The organism is Pararhodobacter aggregans, from assembly GCF_003075525.1.
Taxonomy (GTDB): domain Bacteria; phylum Pseudomonadota; class Alphaproteobacteria; order Rhodobacterales; family Rhodobacteraceae; genus Pararhodobacter; species Pararhodobacter aggregans.
On sequence record NZ_QDDR01000006.1, the window covers coordinates 37,818 to 62,657 of the forward strand.

General features: G+C 67.1%; 33 protein-coding genes and 1 tRNA gene. 28 read left to right on the forward strand and 6 right to left on the reverse strand.

The genetic code is table 11. From position 1 onward, the window contains the following. The first annotated feature begins 86 nt into the window (after window positions 1-86). Entirely contained in the window at window positions 87-1,760 is a 1,674-nt protein-coding gene (locus DDE23_RS12205; RefSeq protein ID WP_107752029.1) for an ABC transporter permease, read from the forward strand. Between the two features lie 187 nt (window positions 1,761-1,947). Further along, on the forward strand, window positions 1,948-2,559 hold the full coding sequence (locus DDE23_RS12210) for a L,D-transpeptidase (protein WP_420330166.1): 612 nt from the start codon (window positions 1,948-1,950) through the stop codon (window positions 2,557-2,559). An 81-nt stretch (window positions 2,560-2,640) separates the two neighbouring features. On the opposite strand, the gene DDE23_RS12215 is transcribed toward DDE23_RS12210, so the two are convergent. Beyond that, the gene (locus tag DDE23_RS12215) at window positions 2,641-2,907 is read right to left on the reverse strand and encodes a hypothetical protein (protein WP_107752031.1); all 267 of its coding nucleotides are present in this window, start codon (window positions 2,905-2,907) and stop codon (window positions 2,641-2,643) included. A gap of 117 nt (window positions 2,908-3,024) precedes the next feature. On the opposite strand from DDE23_RS12215, the gene DDE23_RS12220 reads away from it, so the two are divergent. The 20 genes from DDE23_RS12220 (at window position 3,025) to DDE23_RS12320 (ending at window position 17,563) form a co-directional block, all read left to right on the forward strand. Beyond that, the gene (locus DDE23_RS12220; RefSeq protein ID WP_107752032.1) at window positions 3,025-3,828 is read left to right on the forward strand and encodes an FkbM family methyltransferase; all 804 of its coding nucleotides are present in this window, start codon (window positions 3,025-3,027) and stop codon (window positions 3,826-3,828) included. A 118-nt stretch (window positions 3,829-3,946) separates the two neighbouring features. After that, window positions 3,947-4,471, forward strand: a complete 525-nt coding sequence (locus tag DDE23_RS12225) for a hypothetical protein (protein ID WP_133239552.1) — start codon at window positions 3,947-3,949, stop codon at window positions 4,469-4,471. Next, the gene (locus DDE23_RS12230; RefSeq protein WP_107752034.1) at window positions 4,468-5,268 is read left to right on the forward strand and encodes an AAA family ATPase; all 801 of its coding nucleotides are present in this window, start codon (window positions 4,468-4,470) and stop codon (window positions 5,266-5,268) included. Before DDE23_RS12225 ends, DDE23_RS12230 begins: the two co-directional genes overlap by 4 nt. Window positions 5,269-5,621: 353 nt before the next feature. Continuing rightward, a complete protein-coding gene (locus DDE23_RS12235; protein WP_107752035.1) occupies window positions 5,622-5,885 on the forward strand; it encodes a hypothetical protein in 264 nt (87 codons plus the stop codon). Between the two features lie 411 nt (window positions 5,886-6,296). After that, entirely contained in the window at window positions 6,297-7,529 is a 1,233-nt protein-coding gene (locus DDE23_RS12245; RefSeq protein WP_107752036.1) for a phage portal protein, read from the forward strand. After that, window positions 7,519-7,929, forward strand: a complete 411-nt coding sequence (locus tag DDE23_RS12250; protein WP_238149969.1) for a hypothetical protein — start codon at window positions 7,519-7,521, stop codon at window positions 7,927-7,929. The genes DDE23_RS12245 and DDE23_RS12250 overlap by 11 nt, the downstream gene beginning before the upstream one ends. Further along, window positions 7,929-8,435, forward strand: a complete 507-nt coding sequence (locus tag DDE23_RS12255; protein ID WP_107752265.1) for an HK97 family phage prohead protease — start codon at window positions 7,929-7,931, stop codon at window positions 8,433-8,435. Before DDE23_RS12250 ends, DDE23_RS12255 begins: the two co-directional genes overlap by 1 nt. Continuing rightward, window positions 8,432-9,598: a phage major capsid protein gene (locus DDE23_RS12260; protein WP_107752037.1), complete on the forward strand. Its 1,167-nt coding sequence runs from the start codon at window positions 8,432-8,434 to the stop codon at window positions 9,596-9,598. Before DDE23_RS12255 ends, DDE23_RS12260 begins: the two co-directional genes overlap by 4 nt. 12 nt (window positions 9,599-9,610) lie before the next feature. Beyond that, the gene (locus DDE23_RS12265; RefSeq protein ID WP_107752038.1) at window positions 9,611-9,991 is read left to right on the forward strand and encodes a hypothetical protein; all 381 of its coding nucleotides are present in this window, start codon (window positions 9,611-9,613) and stop codon (window positions 9,989-9,991) included. Next, complete coding sequence (locus tag DDE23_RS12270; protein ID WP_107752039.1) at window positions 9,991-10,347, forward strand: HNH endonuclease; 357 nt, start codon at window positions 9,991-9,993, stop codon at window positions 10,345-10,347. The genes DDE23_RS12265 and DDE23_RS12270 overlap by 1 nt, the downstream gene beginning before the upstream one ends. Continuing rightward, complete coding sequence (locus tag DDE23_RS12275; protein ID WP_107752040.1) at window positions 10,344-10,838, forward strand: hypothetical protein; 495 nt, start codon at window positions 10,344-10,346, stop codon at window positions 10,836-10,838. The genes DDE23_RS12270 and DDE23_RS12275 overlap by 4 nt, the downstream gene beginning before the upstream one ends. A gap of 2 nt (window positions 10,839-10,840) precedes the next feature. After that, window positions 10,841-11,152, forward strand: a complete 312-nt coding sequence (locus DDE23_RS12280; RefSeq protein WP_107752041.1) for a head-tail connector protein — start codon at window positions 10,841-10,843, stop codon at window positions 11,150-11,152. Next, the gene (locus tag DDE23_RS12285) at window positions 11,152-11,574 is read left to right on the forward strand and encodes an HK97-gp10 family putative phage morphogenesis protein (protein ID WP_107752042.1); all 423 of its coding nucleotides are present in this window, start codon (window positions 11,152-11,154) and stop codon (window positions 11,572-11,574) included. The genes DDE23_RS12280 and DDE23_RS12285 overlap by 1 nt, the downstream gene beginning before the upstream one ends. Next, window positions 11,571-11,987 (forward strand): DUF3168 domain-containing protein, encoded by a 417-nt coding sequence (locus DDE23_RS12290; protein ID WP_107752043.1) that lies wholly within the window; start codon window positions 11,571-11,573, stop codon window positions 11,985-11,987. The genes DDE23_RS12285 and DDE23_RS12290 overlap by 4 nt, the downstream gene beginning before the upstream one ends. Continuing rightward, window positions 11,984-12,307 carry a phage head closure protein gene (locus DDE23_RS12295; protein WP_107752044.1) on the forward strand — a complete coding sequence of 108 codons (324 nt, stop codon included), beginning with the start codon at window positions 11,984-11,986 and terminating at the stop codon, window positions 12,305-12,307. Before DDE23_RS12290 ends, DDE23_RS12295 begins: the two co-directional genes overlap by 4 nt. Further along, window positions 12,307-12,738: a phage terminase small subunit P27 family gene (locus tag DDE23_RS12300; RefSeq protein ID WP_107752045.1), complete on the forward strand. Its 432-nt coding sequence runs from the start codon at window positions 12,307-12,309 to the stop codon at window positions 12,736-12,738. Before DDE23_RS12295 ends, DDE23_RS12300 begins: the two co-directional genes overlap by 1 nt. Continuing rightward, the gene (locus DDE23_RS12305) at window positions 12,738-14,342 is read left to right on the forward strand and encodes a terminase large subunit (RefSeq protein WP_107752046.1); all 1,605 of its coding nucleotides are present in this window, start codon (window positions 12,738-12,740) and stop codon (window positions 14,340-14,342) included. Before DDE23_RS12300 ends, DDE23_RS12305 begins: the two co-directional genes overlap by 1 nt. Window positions 14,343-14,351: 9 nt before the next feature. Next, window positions 14,352-16,544 carry a phage tail tape measure protein gene (locus tag DDE23_RS12310; RefSeq protein WP_107752047.1) on the forward strand — a complete coding sequence of 731 codons (2,193 nt, stop codon included), beginning with the start codon at window positions 14,352-14,354 and terminating at the stop codon, window positions 16,542-16,544. Further along, window positions 16,544-17,194, forward strand: coding sequence for a hypothetical protein (locus tag DDE23_RS12315; protein WP_107752048.1), 651 nt, complete (start codon window positions 16,544-16,546; stop codon window positions 17,192-17,194). The genes DDE23_RS12310 and DDE23_RS12315 overlap by 1 nt, the downstream gene beginning before the upstream one ends. 3 nt (window positions 17,195-17,197) lie before the next feature. Then, complete coding sequence (locus DDE23_RS12320) at window positions 17,198-17,563, forward strand: phage tail assembly chaperone (protein ID WP_107752049.1); 366 nt, start codon at window positions 17,198-17,200, stop codon at window positions 17,561-17,563. A gap of 132 nt (window positions 17,564-17,695) precedes the next feature. Here DDE23_RS12320 and DDE23_RS24865 read toward each other — a convergent pair whose 3' ends face one another. Together DDE23_RS24865 and DDE23_RS12325 are read right to left on the reverse strand one after the other, a co-directional pair. After that, a complete protein-coding gene (locus DDE23_RS24865; protein ID WP_133239553.1) occupies window positions 17,696-18,316 on the reverse strand; it encodes a hypothetical protein in 621 nt (206 codons plus the stop codon). After that, window positions 18,309-18,515: a transcriptional regulator gene (locus DDE23_RS12325; RefSeq protein WP_202863257.1), complete on the reverse strand. Its 207-nt coding sequence runs from the start codon at window positions 18,513-18,515 to the stop codon at window positions 18,309-18,311. Before DDE23_RS12325 ends, DDE23_RS24865 begins: the two co-directional genes overlap by 8 nt. 139 nt (window positions 18,516-18,654) lie before the next feature. Between DDE23_RS12325 and DDE23_RS12330 the strand changes: the two genes are divergently transcribed. From DDE23_RS12330 to DDE23_RS12360, 6 genes are all read left to right on the forward strand, one after another. Continuing rightward, on the forward strand, window positions 18,655-18,843 hold the full coding sequence (locus tag DDE23_RS12330) for a hypothetical protein (protein ID WP_107752051.1): 189 nt from the start codon (window positions 18,655-18,657) through the stop codon (window positions 18,841-18,843). Beyond that, window positions 18,840-19,046, forward strand: coding sequence for a hypothetical protein (locus tag DDE23_RS12335; protein ID WP_107752052.1), 207 nt, complete (start codon window positions 18,840-18,842; stop codon window positions 19,044-19,046). Before DDE23_RS12330 ends, DDE23_RS12335 begins: the two co-directional genes overlap by 4 nt. Beyond that, window positions 19,043-19,372 (forward strand): hypothetical protein, encoded by a 330-nt coding sequence (locus tag DDE23_RS12340; RefSeq protein ID WP_107752053.1) that lies wholly within the window; start codon window positions 19,043-19,045, stop codon window positions 19,370-19,372. The genes DDE23_RS12335 and DDE23_RS12340 overlap by 4 nt, the downstream gene beginning before the upstream one ends. A gap of 84 nt (window positions 19,373-19,456) precedes the next feature. Then, window positions 19,457-20,038 (forward strand): hypothetical protein, encoded by a 582-nt coding sequence (locus DDE23_RS12345; RefSeq protein ID WP_107752054.1) that lies wholly within the window; start codon window positions 19,457-19,459, stop codon window positions 20,036-20,038. Window positions 20,039-20,102: 64 nt separating this feature from the next. Next, entirely contained in the window at window positions 20,103-20,645 is a 543-nt protein-coding gene (locus DDE23_RS12350; RefSeq protein ID WP_107752055.1) for a hypothetical protein, read from the forward strand. 181 nt (window positions 20,646-20,826) lie between these two features. Then, window positions 20,827-21,897: a tyrosine-type recombinase/integrase gene (locus tag DDE23_RS12360; protein ID WP_107752057.1), complete on the forward strand. Its 1,071-nt coding sequence runs from the start codon at window positions 20,827-20,829 to the stop codon at window positions 21,895-21,897. A gap of 23 nt (window positions 21,898-21,920) precedes the next feature. Here the strand turns inward: DDE23_RS12360 and DDE23_RS12365 are convergent. The 3 genes from DDE23_RS12365 to glpX form a co-directional block, all read right to left on the reverse strand. After that, window positions 21,921-21,995: transfer RNA gene (locus tag DDE23_RS12365), tRNA-Glu, on the reverse strand. 112 nt (window positions 21,996-22,107) lie between these two features. Then, the gene (gene recJ, locus DDE23_RS12370; RefSeq protein ID WP_107752058.1) at window positions 22,108-23,850 is read right to left on the reverse strand and encodes a single-stranded-DNA-specific exonuclease RecJ; all 1,743 of its coding nucleotides are present in this window, start codon (window positions 23,848-23,850) and stop codon (window positions 22,108-22,110) included. After that, window positions 23,847-24,812: a class II fructose-bisphosphatase gene (gene glpX, locus DDE23_RS12375; RefSeq protein ID WP_107752059.1), complete on the reverse strand. Its 966-nt coding sequence runs from the start codon at window positions 24,810-24,812 to the stop codon at window positions 23,847-23,849. Before glpX ends, recJ begins: the two co-directional genes overlap by 4 nt. Window positions 24,813-24,840: the final 28 nt, after the last annotated feature.

Here is a 24,840-nt window from a genome sequence, read left to right on the forward strand (position 1 = left end):
CCCGGGCTTTTCTGACAATAAGAATCGGGAAACTGGACAGCCTGCCCGCGATGGGCTAGGGCAGGGCAAGATCTCAAGGAAAGCCGATGGCCAGCATCGCATCCAGCCCCGACCTGCGCCGCCGCCGCCGGAGGATCAGCCCCTGGAGCCTGGGTGCGCTGGCCGTGGCGGCACTGATCGCCCTGCCCATCGCCGCCGTCGTCCTGCAGGTCTTCCGCCCCACCGAAGGCGCCTGGTCGCATCTGGCGGCGACCGTGCTGCCCCTCTATCTGAGCAATTCGCTGCTGCTGGTGCTGCTGAGTGTGACCATGGCCTCGCTGGTGGGGGTGGGTGCGGGCTGGCTGATCGCGGGCTTCGAGTTCCGCGGCCGGGGCGTGCTGCAATGGGCGCTGATGCTGCCGATGACCATGCCGGGCTATGTCATCGCCTATGTCTATTACGAGCAGCTCGCCTATGCGGGGCCGGTGCAGAGCGGCCTGCGCGCGCTGTTCGGCTGGGGGCGGCAGGATTACTGGTTCCCGCAGATCGCCTCGCTGCCCGGCGCGGCGCTGATGCTTTCGGCGGTGCTCTATCCCTATATCTACCTGCTGACGCGGGCGGCCTTTGCCACCCAATCCCTGCATCTGATGGAGGCGGCGCGGGCGCTCGGCCAATCGCCGCGCGGGGCCTTCTTCCGCGTGGCGCTGCCGATGGCGCGGCCGGCCATCGTCGCGGGGGCGGCCTTTGTCGCCATGGAAACGCTGGCCGATTTCGGCACCGTCTCGCATCTGGGGGTGCAGACCCTGACCACCGGCATCTTCCGCACCTGGTTCGGCCGGGGTCAGCCGGTGGCGGCGGCGCAGCTGGCGGCGCTGCTGATCGGCTTCGTGGCGCTGGCGCTGGTGCTGGAGCGGATCCTGCGCGGCACGCGGCGCTATGTCGGCGATCCGGGCGGGCGCGGCGCCAGCGCCGCCGCGCGTCACCGGCTGGGCGGCTGGCGGCAGGCCGTGGTCATGGCGCTGTGTGCGATCCCGATCCTGGTGGGTTTCGTGATCCCGGTCAGCGATCTGGTGCGCCGGGCGATCCTGGTCGGCGACCCGATGTGGGGTGCGCGCTTTTATGCCTTCGCGGGCAATTCGCTGATGCTGGCGGGACTGGCCGCGCTGGTGCTGCTGACCCTCGGCCTGTTCCTGGGCTACGCGCGGCGGATGGATGGCGGGCCGCTGGTGCGCGCGGCGCTGGGCGTGGCCGGGATCGGCTACGCCATGCCGGGCGCGGTGATCGCCGTCGGCGTGCTGCTGCCGCTCAGCTGGGCCGACCAGACGCTCGATACCTGGATGCGGGCCAGTTTCGGCCTCTCGACCGGGCTTTTGCTGACCGGCAGCTACATGGGCCTGATCTTTGCCTATGCCGTGCGCTTCCTGTCGATCAGCCTCAACACCATCGAGGCCTCGCTGCAGCGCATCCCGCCGTCCCTTGACGATGCGGCGCGGGGGCTGGGCTCGGGACCGGCGCGGACGCTGCTGAGCGTGCATTTCCCGCTGCTGAGGGGCGGGCTCCTGAGCGCGGCGATCTTCATCTTCGCCGATGTCATGAAAGAGCTGCCCGCCACGCTGATCGTGCGGCCCTTCAACCTCGACACGCTGGCGATTCGCACCTATCGCCTGGCCTCGGACGGGCGGCTGGACGAGGCCTCGACCTCGGCGCTGGTCATCGTGGCGCTGGGAATCATCCCCGTCGTCCTGCTCAGCCGCGCCATGGACCGCCCCGGGTCGCATTGACGGCCCCGGCGAAGGCCCAAACCGGGGGTTTTGACGCTGACGTGAGCGCGATTCTGCGCTGATGGCGTTGTCCCCGTTGCCGCAGAGACCATAATCACAGTATGTGAACGCCGCCGTAGCCGAAGGAATCCGACTCGTGACCTCTAGACGCCACTTCCTCGCCACCAGCGCCGCTGCCGTCGCCGCGTTGTCCGCGCCGTCCATCCTGCCCCGTCGCGCCCTGGCGCAGCAGGCGAACTGGGAGGACTGGGACCGGCAAGTGACCCCGGTGCCCTATGATCCCGAAAGCTCGAACCCGTGGAACCTGCATCCGCGCTTCCTGCCGCATCGCGTGCAGGCGAACCTGGATCTGCGTCCGGGCGACATCCATGTCGATGCGGTGGCGCGCTACCTCTATCACATCGAGGAAGGCGGCACGGCGATGCGCTACGGCGTCGCCATCGGCCGCGACGACCTCTACCAGCCCGGCGTCTTCACCGTGGGCCGCAAGGCGCAATGGCCGCAATGGACGCCCACCGCCTCGATGATCGAGCGTGACCCGCATTACGCCGAATGGGCGGGCGGCATGCCGGGCGGCCCCGAGAACCCGCTGGGCGCCCGCGCGCTCTACCTCTATGCGGGCAACCGCGACACCTATCTGCGGATCCACGGCACGCCGCAGCCCTGGTCGGTGGGCTACCGCGCCTCGTCGGGCTGCGTGCGCATGGTCATGCGCCACATCATGGACCTTTACGACAATGTCGAGGTCGGCTCGACCGTGCATCTCTACCCGGCCGAACAGCGCAGCTACACCGGCTGACGGCAGCGTGCGGCCCGGCGGGGGATCGGAATGCGAACGGGGCGCCCGATGGGCGCCCCGTTTCGTATTCAGCTGTCCAGGTCAGCCGCGCGGCTGCGAGCAGATCGGCCGCCCGTCGCGGGTCAGGAGCGGCAGATAGGTCTGCTCGACCGCGTTCTCGTGCTGATACCAGTAGCAATTGTCCTCGGGCAGGATCAGCACCTCGCTGAGGTTCTGGTTCGGGTCCGCGGCCTCGGCCAGCCCCTCGGGCAGTTCCTGCAGGAAGGGCGAGGCGTTTTCGGGCGGGGTGCTCGACACACAGGCCGAGAGCAGGAGCGCGGCGCCAAGGGCGAGGCTGCGGTGGAACATGGGCTGGGGCCTTCCGGATAAGCGTTTGCCGTTGACCAAAACGCGCCCGGGGCCTCGCCGTCAAGGCCCTGCGGTCTGAGGGGGGCGATCCGAGGGGGCGAGTGTGTCTTGCGGGAGATGGCGGTCGGCCCGGGCGCGGACTGGCGGCCCGAACCGCCGCAGCGGCCGCGACATCGGTTCTTGAAAAATGCGACAAACCTATTCCTAGTGGCGGTGGGTATCGACGGGCCGGGCCTGATCCGGCGCGAGCAGCCAAATGGGGGAGCGATGCGAAAGATATTCCTCGATGTCGGGGGCCATGTCGGGCAGTCACTGGAAGAGGTTCTGAAGCCGCTCTACAGCTTCGATGTCGTCTATTGCTTCGAGCCCTTTCCGGCGCATGCGGAGGTGATCCGCAACAGGTTCTCCGACCCCAGGCTGAGGCTGATCGAGTACGGTCTTTCGAATGTTACCGGACCGCTCGAGTTTCATTCGGACGGGCTGGACGACATGGGCGCCAGCGTGAAGAAGCGGGAAGGGGAAACCAAATCCATCGTGACGCGCTGCGATTTCGTCCGGGCCTCGGACTTCTTTCGCGACCATATCGCCGCCGACGACCTGGTGGTGATGAAGCTCAATTGCGAGGGATCGGAATGCGACATCATGAACGATCTGATGGACAGCGGCGAAATCATTAAGATCGACAATGTGATGATCGATTTCGACGTCCGCAAATTCGCGCATCTGGCGCAGGAGGAGCCGAAGTTGAAGCAGCGGATGGCCGCGACCGGCTTCGACAGGTTCTCGCTTTGTGAACGCGTGATGAAGGGGCGGACGCACCAGAAGCGGATTGCGAACTGGCTCCGGTCGATCCCCGGCTACGAGAGATTCCGTCCGCAGGCGACCTGGAGCGAGCGTCTGGCAGGCGCCCTGCGGCTCTGAGCGATCAGGCCCGGACAACGGCGCCCCGGGGCCCGGATTGCGGCCGGCCCCGCGCGGCCGGCGCCGATTGGCGGCCTCATCACCGGGAGAGGGAAAGCCCAAACGCTCAGGCCGGGCCTTGCGGTCCGGCTTCGAAAACAACGATTTGCAGGGAGAAGTGGCAGCCCGTAGGGATGCCGCATTCCCGCATGAAATCAACGGTGTTGGCCGTCCAACGTCGCCGAGGGGCGGCATTGAAAACAAAGGACAAAATCCGCGTCTGTCCAACGAGATTTCGATGCGTCGCGCGGATGCCGAAAGCGAAAACCCCGGCGCGCTGGCGGGCGCAACCGGGGTCAAGTCCAAAGAGCCGATCTTCAGAACTCAAGAGTACCGCGAGAGGTTCGATGCGGCAAGAGCGCTGATCGGAGCGATCCGCAGCTGCCACCCGGAGGAAGCGGTGCCGATCATGGCCGCAGCCTTGGACAGTCTCACGCCCGAATATGCGGGCGGCGCGTTTCGCACGGTGATGGAGGAGGCCGAATGCTGGGCGGCGCTCGCGACCAAGCGTGAGCGGAAAGCCTATGTGCTCCAAGGGTTCAAGGCGATGCCACTCGCTGATCGCCGTTCGTTCATGGCCTACGCCCATAGGTGGCTCGCATGAGTAGCGAGACCACGACCCCGTTTCGGCCGAAGATCTCGCCCAGAGCGGAGGCCCTCCTCAACCGGATCGAGTGGGGGGAGGATCTGGAGCCGCACCTTGAGCGCGACTACCTGGTGAAAGGCTGGATCGATCGAGGCACCTTGAGTGTGGTCTATGGCGACGCGAACGCCGGTAAGACCTTCTGGGCCATCGACGTGGCACACCATGTGCAGTCCGGTCTGTCCTGGGGCGGACAGCGGGTTCGGCAGGCTGAGGTCCTCTATATCGCGGCCGAGGGCGGCGCCCTCTTTGACAACCGCGTTGCGGCGCGCAGAGCAAAGTTCAAGGTGTTGCGCGGCGGGATCGCTCTTGCTGGGCGCAACTCCGATGCTCCTGCGCTGGCAGAGGCCGCTTGGTCCCTTGCTTGTGAACACGGCCCCTTCGGCCTGATCATCGTGGATACGATGGCGCGGGTCATGGCTGGTGCGGATGAGAACTCCGCAGCTGATATCGCCGGGTTCGTGAAGAGCCTGGACCACCTCCGGGAACGGACCGGGGCCCATGTGATGGTGATCCATCACACCGGGAAGGACGGCGGGCGCGGTGCCAGGGGCCATTCCAGCCTTCGCGCGGCCGTCGATACCGAGATTGAGTTGAGCAAGGGCGACAATGGAACGCGCCTGGCAAAAACCACCAAGCAGCGCGACATGCAGGGCGGACTGGAGAAGGAGTTTCTCCTGCGCGTCGAGCAGTTGGGCGTTGATAGCGACGGCGACCCAGTGACGAGCTGCATCGTCGAGCAGTTGAAAGGAGGCTGACCGACTACCGAGGCTGACAGGCCTGCGAGACCCCGGCCGCTCCACGCAAGGTGGACCGCTTGAACGCTTCCCGTGTCCCTGGACGCCGTGAAGCTGGCAGCAGGCAACGACGCCAAGAGACCGACCTCCGAACTGCGAGGAGCAACGGCCGTGCTTCTCACCCTCGGAACGCAGGTTTCTGCGAACGGTAGAGGTTTGCCTTCTCGTCGGTTCGCCGACGAAACCCTTAGTCTGGAACACCTTTCCAGGCCCCGAGGGTCCCGTGGGGGGGTCCCCCCTAAAGGGGGGAACCCCCACCCTCCTGCGGAGGCCCTCGGCCCCGCCTGAAGCGAGAGAAACGAAGAGGAAAGACCATGCAGAAGAAGATGCTGAGGAAGACGACGAAGACGGAAAGCGCGGCCCGCATTGCGGCGCTGCTGGAGGCAGTCGAGTACGGCCTGATCCGGGCAGTCACCAAGTGCGACGGCCTGACGGTGAAGGCGCAGGGCGATCTGGTGAGCATGCAGCGGCGGTTGCGGGCGATGCGCTACGAGGTCGAGGCCGAGGCGCGGATCGGCGCGCAGCCCCCGGGGGTGGTCCTCGACTTTGCGCCGGTCTCGGGGACCGGCGCGGGGTAGCGAGCGCGAGATTTGCCCGAAATAGGGTTTTTCACTGAAATAAGAAAGGGTTGGGGATGATGCAGGGTAAAGTTGAACGCGGTCAGATTGTTCGGGCGCTGCCGTCAGACGCTGATCGCCCGCCGATTGATCGCTGGCGGGCCGATGAAGTGCTTGAACCGAACCGCCCTCTGTGGGGCCTGGGGGAGATCGCGCAATGCCTCGGCGTGAGTGTCGATACTGCGCGGCGGTGGGCGAATGACCCCGCCTTGGGAATGCCGGTGAGCAAGCCGGGGGGCCGCTGGTTCGCGGAGCGGCGGCCTCTGCTGGCTTGGAGACGGCAGCGCTGATGCAAGGTTTTGCGGTGGTTTCCTGCATTTTGCAAGGTTTTGCCAGCTTACCGCGGGGGCCGAAGCTGGGCTTCCTTAAGGCATGCGAAACCCGTTTGCCTTTTTCCCGTCCTTCCGTGCCTGGACGTCCGCCGTTGAGGCCAAAAGCCTGAGCACGGCCGCGAGCTTCTACGAGCTGATCGGCGCCCCGGTGCCGACGCTTTCGGGGAAGACCGTGACGACGCAGGAAGCCTTGCAGGTGCCCGCAGTTGCCAATGCGGTGCAGCTGATCTCGGAAGCCGTCGCCTCGCTCGACGTGATGGTCAAGCGGATCGAGGGCACGACCGAGGTTGACCTTCCCGCGCACCCGGCGCGCTTCTTCCTCGACGGCGAGGCCAACGGCTGGACCTCGGGCTTCGAGCTGACCCGGCAGCTCATGGTTGACGCCCTGACCTCCGACGCGGGCGGCATGGCCTGGGTCAACCGGGTGGGCGGCGACGTGCGCGAGATCGTGCGCTGGCGCCACGGCGTCCTCATGTTCGAGGTGGACCAGAACACCGGCGAGCGGTCCTACACGCTGCACGGCCGCCCGATCCCGGCGCGCGACGTGATCCATGTTCTGCCGCCGCTCGGCCGCGCCCCGCTGTCCCTGGCACGGGAGGCTATCGCGACGGCCCGGGCGCTCGATGCCCACGCGGCGCGTCTCTTCACCTCCGGTGCGCGCCCCTCCGGCGCCCTCCTGTTCCCCAAGGGCATGGGCGAGGAATCGGTCAAGAAGGCGCGGGCGGCCTGGCGGCTCACCCACGAGGGCGAGAACACGAGCGGCCAGACGGCGATCCTCTTTGACGGCGCCGATTTCAAGCCCTTCACCTTCAACTCGACCGATGCCCAGTTCCTGGAGAACCGGCGGTTCCAGGTCCTGGAGATTGCCCGGGCCTTCAACATTCCGAGCCCGATGATCGGGGACCTGGAGCGCGCCACCTGGTCGAACAGCGAGCAGAAGGGCCGCGAGTTCCTGAGCTACACCCTGGAGCCCTGGCTGCGGGCCATGGAGGGCGCGCTGCGCCGGGCGCTGTTCAGCGATGCCGAGCGCCGCAGCCATGTCCTGCGCTTCGACCGCGACGACCTGACCCGCGCCGATCTGGCGACCCGAGCCACCGTGATCAACTCGCTGATCTCCAGCCGCACGATCAACCCCAACGAGGGGCGCCACTGGCTAGGCCTGCCACCCCGTGACGGCGGCGAAGAGTTCCTGAACCCGAATATCAGCGCCGCGCCCATCGGCCACAACGGTGGCCCGGCGCTCGACCAGGAGGACGATGCCAATGAAGCTTGACGCCGTGCCAATGCAACTTGACGCCATCGAGGCCAATTCGGCCGACCAGGACCGGGGCGCCTGGTTCGACCTCTTCGACCCGGTGACGGGCGCAAAGACCGGCATCCGCCTGCGCCTGGCTGGGCCGGACAGCGCCACGCAGGGCCGCGCCCGCCTCGCCATGACGGACGAGCTGGCCGAAGCGGCCGACGACGAGGGCAAGGTCTCTGCGGCGGCGCGCGAGAAGATCCGCCTTCGCAGCCTCGCCTCCTGCGTTTTGGCCTGGGAGATCGAGGAGGGCGGCGAGCCTGTGCCCTTCACGCAGGCCAATGTCCTGCGCCTCCTGCGCTCGGCCCGCTGGGTGGAAGAGCAGATCGACGCCATGGCGGGCAACCGCGCGGCGCATTGGGGGGCGATCTGATGGATCGCAGCATCATCGAAACCAAGATCCTGGCCGAGGCATCCGGGGCGATCACCGCCCTGGCATGGCCCTTCGCCACGCCCGACCGCGTGGGCGACATGATCACCAAGGGCGCTTTCGCCTCGGCCAAGATGCCGATCCCTATGCTGTTCGGCCACGACCCCAACGACCCGGTGGGCGTCTGGGAGACGGCCGAGGAGCGCGAGGACGGTCTTCACCTCAAGGGCCAGCTCCTGGTCGAAGATCTTCCCCGGGCCCGCGAGGTGCGCGCCCTGGTGCAGGCCGGTGCGGTTCGCGGGATCTCGATCGGCTTCATTACCCGCAAGGCCACGGGTCGCGGCAAGGGACGGACGATCACGGCCCTCGACCTGATGGAGGCGTCACTCGTGACGCTGCCCTGCCACCCCGGCGCGAAGGTGACTTCCGCCAAAGACGCGGTTGGCGCGCTGCGCCTCGCCGCTGCACTGCAACGCGCAACCGCGCAGATCTCCACGAGGAAAGAATGAAACACCTGAGCAAGTCCGCGCTTCTCGGCGCGGCGATGATCATGGAGCGCAAGGGCGACGACGAGCCCGAGGCGCTGGTGACGAAGGCGATCGAGGATCTGACCAAGGCCGTGGAAACCCGCATGGCCGAGGCCGAGAAGAAGGCCGACCCGGCCCCGCTGATCGCGCGCCTGGACAAGCTGGAAACCAAGCTGAACCGGCTGAACCCGGGCGAAGGCGAGACCGAGAAGAAGGCCGAGGCCACGGCCGAGCGCAAGGCCTTCGCGGCCTATCTGCGCCTCGGTGACGCGATCCCCGAGACCGACAGGAAGGCGCTGAACCAGTCGAGCGACCCGCAGGGTGGCTACCTGGCCCCGGCCGAGCTGTCGAGCGAGGTGATCCGCGATCTGGTCGAGTTCAGCCCGATCCGCTCTGTGGCCTCGGTGCGCGGCACCGGCGCGCCCTCGACGATCTACCCGACGCGGGGCGATCTGACCAACGCCCGCTGGGTGGGCGAGGCGCAGGGCCGCACCGGCAGCGATATCACCTTCGGCCAGAAGGAAGTCGCCGTGAAGGAGCTGGCCACCTTCGTGGATATCTCCAACCGGCTCCTGGCCGACGCCCCGCAGGCCGAGGCCGAGGTGCGCGCGGCGCTGGCCGAGGATTTCGGGAAGAAAGAGGCGACGGCCTTCGTCTGGGGCGAGGGTGCGCTGGAGCCCGAGGGCTTCATGCGCAACGCCGAAATCCAGCACACGCTGAACGGCCACGCCACCAACCTCTCGGCGGATCAGCTGATCACGCTCCTCTATGCGCTGCCCGCGACCTATCGGAACCGGGGCGCCTGGGCGATGAACGGCACGACCCTGGGCGTGATCCGCAAGCTGAAGGATGGGCAGGGCAATTTCCTCTGGCAGCCCAGCTACCAGGCGGGCCAGCCCGAGACGATCCTCGGCCGCCCGGTGGTCGAAATGGTCGACATGCCGGACGTGGCGGCCGACGCCTTCCCGATCATCTACGGCGACTGGCAGGCCTACCGCATCCTCGACCGGATCGGCCTCGACGTGCTGGTCGATCCCTACACCCAGCGCACCAACGGCCTGACCCGCATCCACGCCAACCGGCGCGTGGGCGGCGGCGTCCTGCAGGCGGCGCGCTTCCGCAAGCTCAAGATGGCCACCAGCTGAGGAGCATGACCCATGCGTGACCTGTATTCCAATCTCGACGCCGTGGCCGCCCTGGCCCCGGCCGTCCAGTCGGCGGCGGCGCAAGGCGCGGCCATCGACCTGATCACCGGCAAGGGCGTGTGCTTCGTGGTCAACACCGGCGCCATCGTCAGCTCGGGCGACTTCGGCGTGACCCTCCAGGAGAGCGATGACGGCTCGACCAGCTGGACCGATGTTGCGGCGGCGGAGATCCAGACCAACGCCCCGGCGACCCTGGCGGCGGCCTCGACCTACCGGCTCGGGTATCTGGGCCACAAACGGTATGTCCGCCTGTCGCTCACCAAGGCGGGCGGCACGTCGATTGCGGCCGGGGCCGTGGCGATCCGCGACCCGCTGACCCGGCCGGTGGCCTGATGCCCTCGCGCGCGCCTCGCCTCTGCGGCTGCGGCTTCGTGGTGCCCCACGGCACCCGCTGTGCTTGCGAGGCGCTGCGCGATGCCGCGCGCAAGGCGCGTTTCGACAAGGGGCGGCCGAGCGCGGCCGCGCGTGGCCTCGGCGCCGACTGGCGCCGCCTTCGGGCCGAGCACCTCAAGAAGCATCCCTGGTGCCGCCGCTGCGGTGCCAAGGCCAGCGACGTTGACCACATCGTGCCGCGCCGGATCGCACCCGAGCGGCGCCTCGATCCGAGCAATCTCCAGTCGCTCTGCAAGGCCTGCCATTCGGGGGCGAAGCAACGCGAAGAGCGGCATATGAAAGGAACCACCCCATGACCATCTTCGCCACCAACGGCGCGAAGCTCTATATCGGCGGCGCCATGGCCGCGACCTCGGTCGATCTCGTGCAAGGCGACTTCTCCGGGCAAACCGCCAACTGGAAGGAGATCGGGGAGGTCGAAGGCCTGGGCTCGCTGGGGGACACCTCGGCCGAGATCAGCTTCGATCCCGTCAACCGGCGCCGCACCAAGCGTCTGAAAGGCAACCGCAGCGCGGGCACGATGGAAGTCGTCTGCGGGATCGACTACGCCGACGAGGGCCAGCTGGCGTTGCTCGCCGCCGAAAAGACCGATGCCGAGCACGCCTTCAAGCTGGTCCTGAACGACGCGCCCAGCGGCGGCACGCCGTCCGAGCGCTACTTCGTCGCCCTGGTCGGCAGCGCGGGCGAAGCCTTCGACGCCGCGAACAGCGTCATGAAGCTGAACGCCTCGCTCTGGGTCAATTCCAACATCGTGCGCGTCAACGCCGCGGCCGGTGGCGGCAGCTGATCATGGCGATTGTCACCCGCGACCAGCTGAAGGAGCAACTCGCCTTCACCAGCGACCTGGGCACGATCGACGACACGCTCCTCGATCGCAAGCTGGCCGCCGCGCAGAACCATGTCGAGCGGCTCCTCGGCTTCAAGATCGAGGCGACCTTCGGCGGGGCGGGGCAGGACCCGATCCCCCCGGCGCTGGTCGAGGCGGTGAGCCAGCTTGCGGCCTGGTGGTACGAGAACCGCGAGGCGGCGGGCGAGGGCGCGCGCGAAATGCCCTTCGGCGTGTCCGAGATCATCACCGAATACCGGGAGTTTACCTTCTGATGGCGAGCGATGGCGGCCTCTCCAGCTTCCAGAAGCGCATGCGGGCGATCCCCAAGGCCGCCCGGCGAGCGGTGCAGCCCGTGCTGGTGCGCGAGGCGGACAAGATCGCGGACACGATGCGCACGCTCGCGCCCGACGACCCCGCGACCGATGCCCCGGATCTGAAATCCAGCATCGCGATCACCGGGCCGGGCGAGGCGACCCCGCCCTATTCGCAGCCGGGCGGCTCCATGGTGGTGCCCGAGAACGCCGTCGCGATCACCGCCGGGAATGCGGACGTGCGCTATCCGCACCTCCAGGAATACGGCACGACCAGGCACGCGGCGCACCCGTTCTTCTGGCCCGCCGTCCGACTGCATCGCAAGAGGACCATGACCGCGATCAAACGCGGAATCGGCAAAGCGATGAAGGATGCCCGATGAGCGCCGATCTCGCCCTCCAGCAAGCCCTGCGCGCGCGCCTGGTTGCAACGCCCGCCGTCACCGCCCTGGTGCCCGCCGACGCGATCCTCGACCGGCATCATCGCCCGGCACCGTCGCCCTGCATCGTTCTGGGCGAGACGCAGGAGGTCGATACGGGGACCAGCCTCCAGCGGCGGCATACGCGGATCTATCACACGGTCCATGTCTGGGTGCGCGAGCCCTCGACCGAGGGCGGCAAGGCCATCGGCGCGGCGATCAGGGCGGCACTGCGCGCCGGGCGGCTCGACCTGGGCGCGGGGCTCCACTGCGCGGATCAGCGCCTGTCGAGCGCTCGCTACCTGCGGGACCCTGACGGCGAAACCACCCATGGCGTGCTGACGATCGAGGCCCTGGTGGTGGAGACGGGCGCATGAGGGCGGGCAAGATGCGGCATGTGATCGAGCTTCAGAGCGTGGCCACCGTGATCAACCCAGCCGGAACGCCGGTGGAAACCTGGTCGGCGGTCGGCACCTTCCGGGCGGAGGTGGTCCAGCAGGACGCGCGGGAGTTCCTGAAGGCGCAGGGGGCGGTGGGCGAGGTTGCGGCCGTGTTCCGCATTCGGGGCCTGGTCACGGTGGAGCTGGCCTGGCGCGTCAAGTTCCGGGGCGAGATCTACAACATCCGGGAGATCGGCGGGCTCGATCGCCAGACCGGCCTGGAGCTGCGCTGCACCAGGATCGAGGAGGGCAGCTGATGCGTGGAGCCAAGCCTCATATCAAGATCGAGCGCGATGCACTGGAGGACATGCCGCCGCCCGCCTGGATGACCGAGGATGCGCAGGGGGAATGGCGCCGCATCCTGCCGATCCTGGCGCAGCGGCGCATCCTGACCGAGGCGGATCTCGGCACCTTCGAGAATTACTGCATCGCCATGGGGCAGGTCCGGGAAATGCAGCGCGATATCGCCAAATACGGAGCCGTGGCGCGGGTCTACTCGCTCGACAAGGAAGGGACGGCGCATGTGACCGGCATGCGCAAGAACCCGGCCGTCTCGATCCAGTCTGATGCGATGACCCGGGCGCGGCTTCTCGCGGCCGAGCTGGGCTGCACGCCTGTTTCGCGGTCGCGGCCGACGATCGAGGACAATGACGGCGACGACGATCTCTTCTCGAAGGACTGGACCTGATGCTGGTACCGGCCTGGATCAATGACGGAAGCGAGATCCCCGACCCGCTCGGCAGGGGCGAGGCTGCGGTGAACTGGCTCAGGATGCTGAAGCACCCGAAGAGCCGTGTGCCCGGCCGGGCCTTCCAGCTCGATCCCTGGCAGGAGCGGATTGTGCGGCGCATCTATGGCCCGCGCCACGAGGACGGCTCGCGGGTGGTTCGCCGCGTGACGTTGCTGTTGCCCCGTGGCAACCGCAAGACCTCGCTCTGCGCGGCGCTCACCCTCTTGCACCTTCTCGGCCCGGAGAAGGAAGTGGGCGGCCTGACGATCTCGGCCGCCTCGGCGCATGAACAGGCCATGGAGCTCTTCAATGAGGCGGCGTTGATCGTGCGGAACGACCGGCGGCTGGAGAAGTACCTGGAGATCCGCGAGTACGTCTCGCGCATCGCCTGCGCGAAGGCCCAGACGCGCTACATCGCGATCGCCTCGGACGGCAAGGTCCAGCACGGCAAGACCCCCAACGTGGTGATCGCAGACGAGCTGCACGCCTGGGAGGGGCGGCCCGGCCTCAAGCAATGGGAAGCCCTCGATTCGGCGCTGGTCAAGGTGCCGGGGACGCTGATGATCGTCGCCAGCACCTCGGGTCGGGGTCAGGAGAACCTGGCCTGGAAGACCGTGGAATACGCCATCCGTGTGCAGAAGGGCGAGATCGACGACCCGGCCACGCTGCCGGTGATCTTCATGGCCGAACCCGAGGATGACTGGCGCGACGAGGCCCTCTGGCACGCCGTCAACCCGGGCCTGCAATACGGCTACCCGGATCTCGACGCCTACCGCGACAAGGCCCGCAAGGCCGAACACTCGCCCTTCGACCGGGATAGCTTCCTCCAGTTCAACCTGAACCGCTGGCTCGATCAATCGACCTCGCCCTTCGTCGATATGCACGTCTTCGACCAGGGGGCGCATGAGGTCGATCTTGAGGCGCTGGAGAGCGAGCAGGCGCCGTGCTGGCTGGGTGTGGATCTGTCCAAGAACGAGGACCTGACCGTCATCGTTGCCGCCTGGCGCGACGGCGACGGCTACAAGGTCTGGGCCTGGTTCTTCTGCCCCGAGGATAACCTTCGGGCGCGGGGTGAGCTGCACGGGGTCGATTACATCAGCTGGGCGCAGGATGGCTACATCATCCCCACACCGGGCAACACGGTCGATCTGCGGGCGGTTGAGGACCAGGTGCGCGAGCTCTGCGCGCGGTTCAACGTCCAGGAGATCGCCTTCGATCCGACGTTCGGCCGCAGCATGATGGCGGCGCTGAACGAGGACGGTCTGCCGGCCGTCGAGTTCCGGCAGGGCTGGGTCAGCATGGCGCCGGCCGTGAAGGAGCTGGAGCGGGTGATCCTGGCGCGGGCGCTGCACCACGGCGGCCACCCGGTGCTGCGCTGGAACTTCGGCAACATCCAGGTGGAAACCGACAAGGCCGGGAACCGCATGTTCCACAAGGGCAAGTCCGGCAACAAGATCGACGGCGCGGTTGCGAGCGCCATGGCCGTGGGCCGCGCGGTGCAGGGGGGCGAGCACTTCACCACCTCGGCGCCCTGGTTCGAAGACGACATGTTCCTGGCATAGGAGGGGACGATGAACGCAACCGCCGACGAGCGGCTGATTGTGATGCTGGAGGCGCGGATCTCGGAGTTCGAGAAGCGCATGGGGCAGGCGGAACGGCGCGGCACCCGGACCTATCAGGGCCTCCAGCGCAACTCGACCAGGGCGACCCGGGCCATGGAACAGGACATGGTTCGCTCCACCGGGCGGATCAACCAGGCGCTGGCCTCGACCTCGGCGCGGATCGGCACCTTCGGCCGCTCCCTGATCGCGGGTGCTGTCGCCACGGGAACGGCCATGGTGACGCGCAACCTTCGCCAGACGGTGCGCGACATCGCAGCCGTGGGCGACGAGGCGCGGCGCGCAGGCCTGGGCGTCGAAGAGTTCCAGCAATGGGCCTATGTGGCCAATCAGAACCGGATCGCCGTGGATGCGCTGGTGGACGGCTTCAAGGAACTGAACCTGCGCGCGGATGAGTGGATCGCCACGGGTGGCGGCGCTGCGGCCGAGGCCTTCACACGGCTGGGCTTCTCGGCCCAAGATCTGCGCCGCCGACTGGAAGACCCCTCCGAGCTGATGCTGGAGATCTTCCGGCGAATGGAGACCCTTGACCGCGCGGCGCAGATCCGGGTCTTCGACGAGATCCTCGGCGGCACCGGCGGCGAGCGCTTCGTGGAGCTCCTGGCGCAGGGCGAGGCGGGGTTGCGGCGCACCATGGCCACGGCGCAAGAGGTCGGCGCCGTGATGGATGAGGGCGTGATCCAGCGAGCGGCCGAGATCGACCGCCAGTTCAACGCGATCGCGGCGACGATCGAAACCCGCATCAAGCGGGCGGTGATCGGCTGGAGCCGCATCCTTCAGGACGTGGGCGACCTTCTCACCACGGATGACGCGGAGCGCGGGCTCACGGCGCTGGTGGGCGAGGCTCGATCCCTGCAAGCGGTCATGGAGATCCTTCGGGAGGCGGCGCGCGGGATCGGCGACGAGGGCCTCCTCGCCACCTTCGATGGCATTGCCTATTCCGTGCGCATGTCCTCGGACGCCTTCAACGATGGGGCGATCCAGGCCGAGGGCTACGGCGATATCCTCGATGCCATCGTGACGCAGGCCGAGGAGGCGCTGGCGGCATCGAACGGCATCGACGAGGTATCGCTCGACAATGCGCGCATCGTCGTCGCTGGGCTGCGGGATCTGCTGGCCGAGCTTCAGAGGCAGGCTGATACCACGGCGGAATCGGTCGGCGAGGCCCTGGGGATGACGACCGGCACGCCCCTGGAGAATGTTGTCCTGCCGCAAGACATGCTCGGCGGCCGCCGCAGTCGGGCTCCCCGGCGCGCGCCCAACGAGGGCGAGCTGAGCGGCGACCGCTCGGGCGGATCGAGCGGCAGCGGCACGCGCGAGGGCTACGCGGCGGCGGCGGCCGAGATCCGCGCCCGCACCGAAGCGCTGACGATCGAGGCCGCCGCCCTGGTCGCTGCGGCCGTCGCTGGCGAAGACTACGGCGATGCCATCGAATACGCTCGCCAGCGGGCCGAGCTGATGCTGGCGGCGCAGCAGGAGGGGCGAGAGCTCACCCCGGCCTTGCAGGCGGAGATCGACCAGCTGGCCCGCGCCTATGTCCAGGCGGGCAATGCCGCCGAACGCTCAGCCGAGCAGCTGCGCGAGGTGGAGGCGCAGGCGGGCCGGGGGGCCGAGCGCATGGTCGATCTCTTCGGGCAGATGGCGCAGGGCGGCGACGTGGCCAAGCGGGCGGTCCTCGACCTCATTGCCGAGCTGCTGCGGATGAGCGCGATCGAGGGGCTCACGGGCCTCGCCAAGTCGGGCGGCGGCGGCTTCCTGGGCAGCATCGTGCGCTTCCTCGGCTTCGCAGAGGGCGGATACACCGGCGACGGCGGCACGCATGAGCCCAAGGGCGTGGTCCATGGCGGCGAGTATGTGTTCAGCAAGCGCGCCGTCCAGGCCCTCGGCGTGGCGCGGCTGGAGCGCATGCACCAGGCGGCGAAGGGCTACGCCAGCGGCGGCTATGTCGGCACCGCCCCGGCCGCTGCGGCTGCGCCTCAGGTCAGCGGCAAGATCGAGCTGGCCCTCTCGCGCGACCTGGAGGCCCGCCTCCTCGATGAGGCCGCCAAGAACGCCGTGACCATCACCAGGAAGGGACTGGAGCAAGCCGACCGCACGCTTCCCGATCGCCTGGCTCAAATTCAACGCAACCCGAGGAGCCGCTGATGGCCCTGACGTTTCCGCTTTCGCACGCGCAATTCTTCGACGGGATCACCGTGACCGAATGCACCTTCCACCTTCCGGCGAACCTGAAGGTAAGCCGGACCCGGGGCGGGGCCATCCGCACGGCGCAGCTCGGCCAGCGCCTCTGGTCCGGGCGGCTGGTGCTGGCCCCGGAAACCCATGCACAGGCGGCGCGGATCGAGGCGCGGCTGGAGCGGCTGTCCGAGCCCGGGGGCAGCTTCCTGGCCTATCCGCTGCCCCTGTCCGGCCCGATCTCTGACCCGACCGGCGCCACCCTGGCGGGCTACGATCCGACCCTCTACGCCCTGCAACCTGGTGGCCGCGAAATACGCCTGGCCGGGTTGCCCCCGGGCTTCGAGCTGACCGAGGGCGATATGATCGGCTGGACCTATGGCAGCAACCCGACGCGCTACGCGCTTCATCGCCTGGTCAGCGATGCCACGGCGAGCGCGGCGGGGATCACGCCGCTCTTCGAGGTCGTGCCGCCCGTGCGCCCCGGCGTGACCACCGGCGCGGCCGTCTCGCTGGTCAAGCCCTCGATCAAGGCGGTGCTGGTCCCTGGCCAAGGCGCGCGGGCGATCGCCCGCGTCGTCGACGGCTTTGAGGTCGAGTTCGTGCAGACGTTGGGCTGACGCATGACCCGCGCCTATGACCGCCTCACCCGCCAGCTGGTCGCCGCACTGGAGAGCCGCCTCAAGTGTCAGAGGGCGGCGCCGGTGCCAGAGGCAGGGCGCCTACTCTGGACCGCCTTCCACGAGCTGAGCCGGGGGCGGAGCTGGCAACAGCTCGGGCCGTTGCCCATTGCCATGGTCGAGATACAGGCCTGGGCCGAACTGGCCCGCCTGCCGCTCCAGCACCGGCATGTCAGGGTGATCCTCGCCCTCGATGAGGCCTTCCTGGATCACGCCCACGCTGCCGCACCGCCCAAGGGGGTGAAGCTGGCGCCGCAGATCTCCAGACACGGGATCACCGCCGCGCTCTTTGACCTGGCGGTTGACTGAGACAGGGCAGGATGCGCCCCCGGTGACGTCCGCCGGATGCATCCCCGTAACTCGGTGAGTGGGTAAACCCCGAGAGCGCGCGGCCCTGGTCTCCTGAGGGCGTGGCGCGCGATCGGCGCAATCGTGGAGTCGCTAGCGCCGTTCGTGATGGGGAATTGGTATTGTCGCATCGGGAAGCGCGAGGAATTCTTCTGGCGACAACTTTTCAAATGCCTCCCTAATGCGGCTTTCAACCTCAACTACTTCTTGCTGTATATGGATTAAAGCAACTCCAATGAGTTGATAGAGACTTTTCATCCACGGGAGTACGGCGCTAGGGTCAATATCCATAGAAATGGTTTTTGTGTCTATGGGGCGATCAGAATCATCAGCAATTAGGAGCGTTACGATTGATTGTCCGACACCTACCAGATGGCCGAATCTCTGGTCGCGAATTGTTTTCCAGTGGTCATGGTTTTGTTTGGCTTCTTTGTTGTTCTTAAAAACTTTTTCTGCGCGCAGCCTTGGGCCATACGAGCCACCACCAAAGCAAGAAAAGTAGTAGATGGAAGCGGCGCATGCCACTGCCTCAAGCATAGCACGGCTTTCGTCTCCGTTCTTTAAGAGTTCCATCGTTGCTCTTGCAAGTTCCAGCCTAGACAAACCAGTACGAAGACGGTTTAGCCTGTCAGCGTCAGCGGTATTTAAGCGTTTGACCGAATATCCTTCGGGGTATTCGGTCAACCTCAGTCCGTTGTCCTTGTTCTCAATCATCGCCAGCCTCGCTCATCTTGAGGCGCACTCCAGCACCGCCGCCGCCGCTAGGAATAAACACGATTCCCGCCACTTCGAGGGCGCGTCGCACGGCTTCGACGTTGTTCACCATGCCCGCAGCGGGGCCTTCGCTCGCTTCCATTCGGCGCAGAGTCGGGACCGAGATCTTCGCCGCGGCGGCAAGGTCAGCTTGCGCCATACCGATCAGCGCTCGTGCTGCCGCTATCTGTCGGCCAGTAACTTGAGTGTTTTCGCTCACTGTGAATGAAACCTATTGACTTTCGCTCGACATGAGCGGTTTATATCACGCACAAGCAAATCACTCAACGGAGCTCAGAATGCCGAACCCTGTTCCGGCAGCCGTCCCCGGCTTGCCTCTCGCCCGCCTGCACGAAATCCACGACATGCTCGCTCTGGCGCTGGACGCCACGGAAAACCCCAAGGGCTACCCCCAGCCGATCCGCGAGGCGCGCAGCTATATGCGAAGCGCCCTGCGGCACACGGTCAAGCTGATGGGGGCGGTATGACGGCTCTTCTTCACCACCTTCAGGGCCAGCAGGACAGCGCCTGCATGCTTTTCGGAGTGATCGAGGCGCTAGAGTTCCTTCACCAATGTGAGGACGCACCGCATAACGCGATTACGACCTTGCTTCAGATCTCGGCCTCTCTGGCCAACAAGATCTACCTCGGGCTCGATTCGGTGAACCTGCCGGAAGGCGGTGGCGCATGAATCGGCGCGATCTTCTGAGGGGCGCAGCTGCCCTGTCACTGACGATGCCTCCGGTTGCTGCCCTTGGCCAAGCAAGCGCGGCCGAGCTGATCGAGTACCACGCCCGCGCGCTGCATGACCTGGTGCGGCGGCATGGACCCGAGGAGGCGAACAGAATCGCCGTGCATGTCAGGTCGGCCCTGATCGGGGCCCCTAGCGAGTGGAGCGTGCAGGCCAGCTTCGCGCGCGATGAATGGTCGGCCGATGCCCGGCTTCGGGGAGGCGGCCTCAACGTGACCCGGGAGGTTGGCTATTGGGATCTGCGGTGCCCCGATCGTCTGCTCTGATATAAAAGTTCTCGCGCGGGTACTTGTTGACGAGTGGTACAAGGGGTGTTACCAACCGATAAATCCCCATGCGAGGACAAATTTATGCAGAACGCGGTTGAGATCGAGCTTCGGAAGTTCATGCCCGGCGAGGTCATCGAAGGTTTGGGCGTCCCGAAGAAGCGTCGTCACAACTGGGGCGAGCGCCACGGGTTGTGGCCGCTCAAGGACGGCAAGCATTTTCGGGCGGATGTGTTCGACATTGCCGAAATGCTCGCCTTCTCCAGGATCTTCCCGCTGATGGTCGGGCGCGGCGACGAGGTTCTGCCGCTGGCAAAATACGCGGCGCGCGGTATCGGGGTGTTCGCCTTGATGGATCAGGGGCAGGCGCTGGCCGATTGGAAGCTCGCGCCGGGGTGGTGGGCGTCCGTGCTGGAGGAGCGGTTTCCCGAAGACCCGCGTCTCGGGATCGAGGTTTCATGGGAAGGGGCGGAGACGCCTAGCCCCGCGCGCTGGCTGGTTCTGGCAGACCAAGGGGCCGAAGTGGCGATGAGCGCCGCAGAGCTGGAAGACAACGCGTATCGCGGCCCCGTGTCGCTGCTGGATCTTCGCACCCTGGGGCGTGGCGTTGCCGAGACGTTCGGGGATCTGATGAGCCTGCACCCGGCCGGTGATGCGGCGCCCTGACTGAATGCAATTGACCGTAGCAACAAGCTATGGAATAACCGTAGCGACAAACAACGGAGTGACCATGGAAACCTACATCCACACCCCGGCGGCGGTTCAAGAGCTGAGCGGCTGGTCGGCCGAACTGATCCGGGATTACCGCCTCAAGCGCTACCTCGAAAGCTACGGGAAGAAGGGCGAGAACGGCCGCTGGCTCTACTCGGGCCGCGACATGGTGGCGTTCTGGGCCGCCGCAATTTTGCATGGCAGGGGCAAAGCCCTGGATATTCCCGGCGAGCGTCTCCCGGGGCAGCGTGAGCGCCCAATCGACTTGTATGCGCTCTTCGATCATTCCTGGATCATCGCCGAGTTCGTCGCGAAACATATCGCCGGGCGTGAGGCGCCGGTTTACTGGGGTTTCGGCGACGTGACGCGTGAGAAGGTCATGACCCCGTGGGGCAAAGGCCTCTCGTTACACGAACCCGTCCGCTTCAGGGCGGACAACCTCACCCAGATCGAGAAGCTCAATCTGTACGCGCTGGACCTGGTGAACACGAAGGCGCTTGCCAGCTTTGCGCCGCCCGAGCTCATCAGCATGGTTGCAGCCATGAATTTCGATCGCGGCTGACGATGGCAAACCGTCCTGCTCTCATCACCCAAGCTGAACTAAAGCGCACCATCGCCGGGGCGTTGGAGGCGGGTGTTAAGGTTGGGCGGGTCGAGGTTGATCATCGGGCAGGCAAGGTCGTCATCTACTCCGCAGGCGTCGAAGACACCACCGATGGCAACCCATGTGACAGGTTGCTCAAATGACCAGACGGAAGAACCCTTTCCCGGGCGTTCGCAAGAACGTGGTCAAGGGGCGCATTTACTGGAGATTCGAAGCGGGCGGCACTCGCTGCAACATTCCCGGCCCATATGGGTCGCCTGCCTTTCTCACTGCCTATGAGGCCGCCCTGGCGGGCCTGAAGCTACCTCGCTCCACGGCAGCGGTCGACACGGTAGGGTGGCTCATCGAGCAGTACCTCGGGAGCCTTCGCTACAAGAACCTGTCGGACAGCAGAAAGCGCAGCATTCGCGGCGAGCTTGACTGGCTGCGCGACCAGGCCGGTGACTTGCCCTTCAAGCGATTGGAGGTTCGCCACGTTGAGGCGCTGATGGCGAAAAAGACCGGACCTGTGGCGCAGAACACGGTGAAGAAGAACCTCTCGATGCTGTTCAATTTCGCCGCGAAGAAACTCGGCTACATCGGCCCGAATCCGGCGAAGTTCGCTGAGCGGATGAAGACCAATCCTGATGGCTATCACACCTGGACGGATGAAGAGGTTGACCGCTTCCTGGCACGGCACCCGGCAGGATCGAAGGCCCGTCTCGTGCTTCTCCTGGCCCTCAACACCGGCATGTCGCGGCAAGATCTCTGCCGCGTCGGCTGGCCGCATGTCGCTGTGAAGAGCGGCAAGGCGCGGATCGCCTACAAGCGGGCAAAGACCTCCGTCGCTGCCGATTTGCCGATCGTGCCCGAGTTGGCCGAGGAGCTGGCCGCTCTGCCCAAGGACAGGCTGCTATTCATCACGCAGGACGCTCGGCCGGTCGGCTATAAGCCCGAGACCCTGGGCAACTGGTTCCGTGATCGGTGCCGCGAGGCAGGGGTTCCCGGCTCGCTGCACGGGTTGCGTAAGGCAGGGGCAACAAGGCTGGCAGATGCCGGGGCGTCGAACTGGGAGATCGCGTCCTATCTGGCGCACAAGGACACGAAGCAGGCCGACACTTACACGAAGAAGGCAAATCGGCCGAAACTGGCAGACAGCGGCTTCGCGAAGCTGTCGAGTATGTCCAACCCGTCTGCCGCGTTGGACAAAGAGGGTGGAAAAGGTGCCTAGAAACAACGATTTGCGGGGAGAAGTGGCAGCCCGTAGGGGAGTCGAACCCCTCTTTTCAGGTTGAAAACCTGACGTCCTAACCGATAGACGAACGGGCCACTTTCAGCGTCCGGGGCGTTTCCCCGTCGGCGTGAGGCGGTGTTTAGGCTAGCGTCGCGGCGGGTGCAAGGGGGATTTTTCGGCTTCGTGACAACTTTTTTTGCCGGGGTTTCAGGCCGGTGCCGCATCGTCCAGACGCAGCTGCACCCGGTTGCGGCCGCCCCAGGAATTGACCTCGATCTTGCCGGCGAAATGCCAAAGCCCGGGGCCCCGCCGCTCCAGCGCAGGCCCCAGCGGGCCGTCGAAGGCGCCGAAGGCCACCGCTTCCAGCGCCGCGCCGCCGCGGTCGCCGAAGCGCAGCCGCAGGTGGTTGGTGCCGATCCGCCGGGCATCGAGCACGGCCTGCGAGGGGAAGGCGAATCGCGGGGCAGGGGCGGCCTGGCCGAAGGGCCCGGCCTGTTCCAGCGATTCGACCAGCTCGACCGTCGCGGCCCCGGGCATCAGCAGCCCGTCGAGCCTGAGATCCCCCGCGCCGCCGGTGCCCGCGCCCTGCCGGGCCAGCAATTCGCCCAGCCGCTCCATCGCCGCCTCCAGCTTGTCGCGGGCGACGGTCAGCCCGGCGGCCATCCGGTGCCCGCCGCCCTTGACCAAGAGCCCCTCGGCCGCGAGCCGCTGCACCGAGGCGCCGAGGTCCACACCCGCGACCGAGCGGGCCGAGCCCTTGCCCTCGGCCCCGTCCAGCGCGATGACCACGGCGGGGCGGTTGGTGGCCTCCTTCAGGCGGGCGGCGACGATGCCGATGACGCCCGGGTGCCAGCCCTCGGCCGCGGCCCAGACCAGCGGCCCGTCGAGGCCCCGGCGTTCGGCCTGGGCGAGTGCCTCTTCCCGCACGGCGGCCTCGATGGCGCGGCGGTCGTCGTTGAGCTGATCGAGCCTCTGCGCCAGTTGCTGCGCCTCATGCGGGTTGGAGGTGGAGAGAAGCCGCGCCCCCAGATCGGCGGCACCGATGCGCCCACCGGCGTTGACGCGGGGGCCCAGCACGAAGCCCAGGTGATAGGGCGTCGGCGCCGAATCGATGCGGCCCACGTCCGACAGCGCCACCAGACCGGGGCGCCCGCGTTGGCCCATGACCTTCAGCCCCTGCCGCACGAAGGCGCGGTTGACGCCGATCAGCGGCGCCACATCGGCCACGGTGGCCAGCGCCACGAGGTCAAGAAAGCCCATCAGGTCAGGTCCTTGCACGCCGTTCTGCCGCAGCTGGCGGTTGGCCTCGACCAAGAGCAGGAACACCACCCCCGCGGCGCAGAGATGGCCCAGATCGCCCGGTTCGTCCTGCCGGTTGGGGTTCACCACGGCATAGGCGGGGGGCAGCGTCTCGGACCCCAGGTGGTGGTCGATGACCAGCACATCGGCGCCCTTCGCCGCGGCGATCGGCCCGTGCGAGAGCGTGCCGCAATCCACGCAGAGGATCAGGCGATGGTCCTGCGCAAGGGCCTCCATCGCCGGTTCGTTCGGGCCATAGCCCTCGTCGATGCGGTCGGGGATATAAAGCGTGGCGTCATGGCCCAGCGCCCGCAGCCAGACCAGCAGCAGCGCCGCCGACGAGCCGCCGTCCACGTCGTAATCGGCAAAGACGGCGATCTTCTCGCGCGCGTTCAGCGCCGCCAGCAGCCGTTCGGCCGCGCGCTCCATGTCGCGCAGGCGGCGGGGATCGGGCAGCAGGGCGCGCAGCGAGGGGGCGAGATAGGCCTCGACCCCCTCGGGTTCGACCTCGCGCGCGGCCAGCACGGCGCAGAGCGCGGCGGGCAGGCGGGTGGCCTGGGCCAGCGCCTCGGCCTGCCGCTCGCGCAGGGCGCCGGGTCCGACCCAGCGCCGCCCGGTCAGCGAGGTCTCGACGCCGAGATAGGCACTCATGCCACCGGCGTGCGGTAGATCATGCGGCGCACCGACCCGGTTTTCGAGCGCATCAGCAGGGTTTCGGTGGTGACCCAGCCCGGCTCGCGCTTGAGGCCCGAGACGATCGAGCCGTTGGTCACGCCGGTGGCCGAGAAGATCACGTCCGCCGTCACCAGCTCGTCGCGGGTGTAGATGCGGTTGAGGTCGGTGATCCCGGCCTTGGCCGCCCGGCCGCGCTCGTCGTCGTTGCGGAACAGCAGCTTGCCGTAGATCTGCCCGCCCATGCATTTCAGCGCGGCGGCGGCCAGCACCCCCTCAGGCGCGCCACCCGAACCCATGTACATGTCGATCCCGGTCAGTTCCGGCTCGGCGCAATGGATCACGCCCGCCACGTCGCCATCGGTGATGAGGCGGATCGCGGCGCCGGTCGAGCGGACTTCGCGGATCAGATCCTCGTGCCGGGGGCGTTCGAGGATGCAGCAGGTGATGTCCGACATGTCGCAACCCTTGGCAGCGGCGAGCGCGCGGACCCGTTCGGCGGGCTCCATCTCCAGCGTCACGGTGCCGGGGGCATAGCCGGGGCCGATGGCCAGCTTTTCCATGTAGACATCGGGGGCGTGCAGCAGCGTGCCGCGGGGCGCCATGGCGATGACGGTCAGCGCGTTCGGCATGTCCTTGGCGGTCAGCGTCGTGCCTTCCAGCGGGTCCAGTGCGATATCCACCGCCGGGCCGTTGCCGGTCCCGACCTCTTCGCCGATGTAAAGCATCGGCGCCTCGTCGCGCTCGCCCTCGCCGATGACCACGACGCCTTCGATATCCAGCATGTTCAGCTGGGTGCGCATCGCCTCGACGGCAGCATGGTCGGCGGCCTTCTCGTCGCCGCGCCCGATCCAGGCGGCGGATTCCAGCGCCGCGGCTTCAGAGACGCGGGCCAGGCCCAGCGACAGCATGCGGTCATGGAAGAGGGGGGATTCGGGCATGATCATTCCTTGATTGAAATCGGGCTGC

Excerpts from the sequence above, each read along its gene's own strand:
- DDE23_RS12315 (WP_107752048.1), top strand. The coding sequence starts at position 16,544 with ATGGCCCTGACGTTTCCGCTTTCGCACGCGCAATTCTTCGACGGGATC.
- DDE23_RS12345 (WP_107752054.1), top strand. The coding sequence starts at position 19,457 with ATGCAGAACGCGGTTGAGATCGAGCTTCGGAAGTTCATGCCCGGCGAG.
- DDE23_RS12290 (WP_107752043.1), top strand. The coding sequence starts at position 11,571 with ATGAGCGCCGATCTCGCCCTCCAGCAAGCCCTGCGCGCGCGCCTGGTT.
- DDE23_RS12230 (WP_107752034.1), top strand. The coding sequence starts at position 4,468 with ATGAGTAGCGAGACCACGACCCCGTTTCGGCCGAAGATCTCGCCCAGA.
- DDE23_RS12270 (WP_107752039.1), top strand. The coding sequence starts at position 9,991 with ATGCCCTCGCGCGCGCCTCGCCTCTGCGGCTGCGGCTTCGTGGTGCCC.
- DDE23_RS12330 (WP_107752051.1), top strand. The coding sequence starts at position 18,655 with ATGCCGAACCCTGTTCCGGCAGCCGTCCCCGGCTTGCCTCTCGCCCGC.
- DDE23_RS12325 (WP_202863257.1), bottom strand. The coding sequence starts at position 18,515 with ATGGCGCAAGCTGACCTTGCCGCCGCGGCGAAGATCTCGGTCCCGACT.
- DDE23_RS12360 (WP_107752057.1), top strand. The coding sequence starts at position 20,827 with ATGACCAGACGGAAGAACCCTTTCCCGGGCGTTCGCAAGAACGTGGTC.
- glpX (WP_107752059.1), bottom strand. The coding sequence starts at position 24,812 with ATGCCCGAATCCCCCCTCTTCCATGACCGCATGCTGTCGCTGGGCCTG.
- DDE23_RS12255 (WP_107752265.1), top strand. The coding sequence starts at position 7,929 with ATGGATCGCAGCATCATCGAAACCAAGATCCTGGCCGAGGCATCCGGG.
- recJ (WP_107752058.1), bottom strand. The coding sequence starts at position 23,850 with ATGAGTGCCTATCTCGGCGTCGAGACCTCGCTGACCGGGCGGCGCTGG.
- DDE23_RS12340 (WP_107752053.1), top strand. The coding sequence starts at position 19,043 with ATGAATCGGCGCGATCTTCTGAGGGGCGCAGCTGCCCTGTCACTGACG.
- DDE23_RS12320 (WP_107752049.1), top strand. The coding sequence starts at position 17,198 with ATGACCCGCGCCTATGACCGCCTCACCCGCCAGCTGGTCGCCGCACTG.
- DDE23_RS12260 (WP_107752037.1), top strand. The coding sequence starts at position 8,432 with ATGAAACACCTGAGCAAGTCCGCGCTTCTCGGCGCGGCGATGATCATG.
- DDE23_RS12245 (WP_107752036.1), top strand. The coding sequence starts at position 6,297 with ATGCGAAACCCGTTTGCCTTTTTCCCGTCCTTCCGTGCCTGGACGTCC.
- DDE23_RS12275 (WP_107752040.1), top strand. The coding sequence starts at position 10,344 with ATGACCATCTTCGCCACCAACGGCGCGAAGCTCTATATCGGCGGCGCC.
- DDE23_RS12300 (WP_107752045.1), top strand. The coding sequence starts at position 12,307 with ATGCGTGGAGCCAAGCCTCATATCAAGATCGAGCGCGATGCACTGGAG.
- DDE23_RS24865 (WP_133239553.1), bottom strand. The coding sequence starts at position 18,316 with ATGATTGAGAACAAGGACAACGGACTGAGGTTGACCGAATACCCCGAA.
- DDE23_RS12215 (WP_107752031.1), bottom strand. The coding sequence starts at position 2,907 with ATGTTCCACCGCAGCCTCGCCCTTGGCGCCGCGCTCCTGCTCTCGGCC.
- DDE23_RS12235 (WP_107752035.1), top strand. The coding sequence starts at position 5,622 with ATGCAGAAGAAGATGCTGAGGAAGACGACGAAGACGGAAAGCGCGGCC.
- DDE23_RS12205 (WP_107752029.1), top strand. The coding sequence starts at position 87 with ATGGCCAGCATCGCATCCAGCCCCGACCTGCGCCGCCGCCGCCGGAGG.
- DDE23_RS12280 (WP_107752041.1), top strand. The coding sequence starts at position 10,841 with ATGGCGATTGTCACCCGCGACCAGCTGAAGGAGCAACTCGCCTTCACC.
- DDE23_RS12265 (WP_107752038.1), top strand. The coding sequence starts at position 9,611 with ATGCGTGACCTGTATTCCAATCTCGACGCCGTGGCCGCCCTGGCCCCG.
- DDE23_RS12285 (WP_107752042.1), top strand. The coding sequence starts at position 11,152 with ATGGCGAGCGATGGCGGCCTCTCCAGCTTCCAGAAGCGCATGCGGGCG.
- DDE23_RS12250 (WP_238149969.1), top strand. The coding sequence starts at position 7,519 with ATGAAGCTTGACGCCGTGCCAATGCAACTTGACGCCATCGAGGCCAAT.
- DDE23_RS12310 (WP_107752047.1), top strand. The coding sequence starts at position 14,352 with ATGAACGCAACCGCCGACGAGCGGCTGATTGTGATGCTGGAGGCGCGG.
- DDE23_RS12305 (WP_107752046.1), top strand. The coding sequence starts at position 12,738 with ATGCTGGTACCGGCCTGGATCAATGACGGAAGCGAGATCCCCGACCCG.
- DDE23_RS12295 (WP_107752044.1), top strand. The coding sequence starts at position 11,984 with ATGAGGGCGGGCAAGATGCGGCATGTGATCGAGCTTCAGAGCGTGGCC.
- DDE23_RS12220 (WP_107752032.1), top strand. The coding sequence starts at position 3,025 with ATGGCGGTCGGCCCGGGCGCGGACTGGCGGCCCGAACCGCCGCAGCGG.
- DDE23_RS12335 (WP_107752052.1), top strand. The coding sequence starts at position 18,840 with ATGACGGCTCTTCTTCACCACCTTCAGGGCCAGCAGGACAGCGCCTGC.
- DDE23_RS12350 (WP_107752055.1), top strand. The coding sequence starts at position 20,103 with ATGGAAACCTACATCCACACCCCGGCGGCGGTTCAAGAGCTGAGCGGC.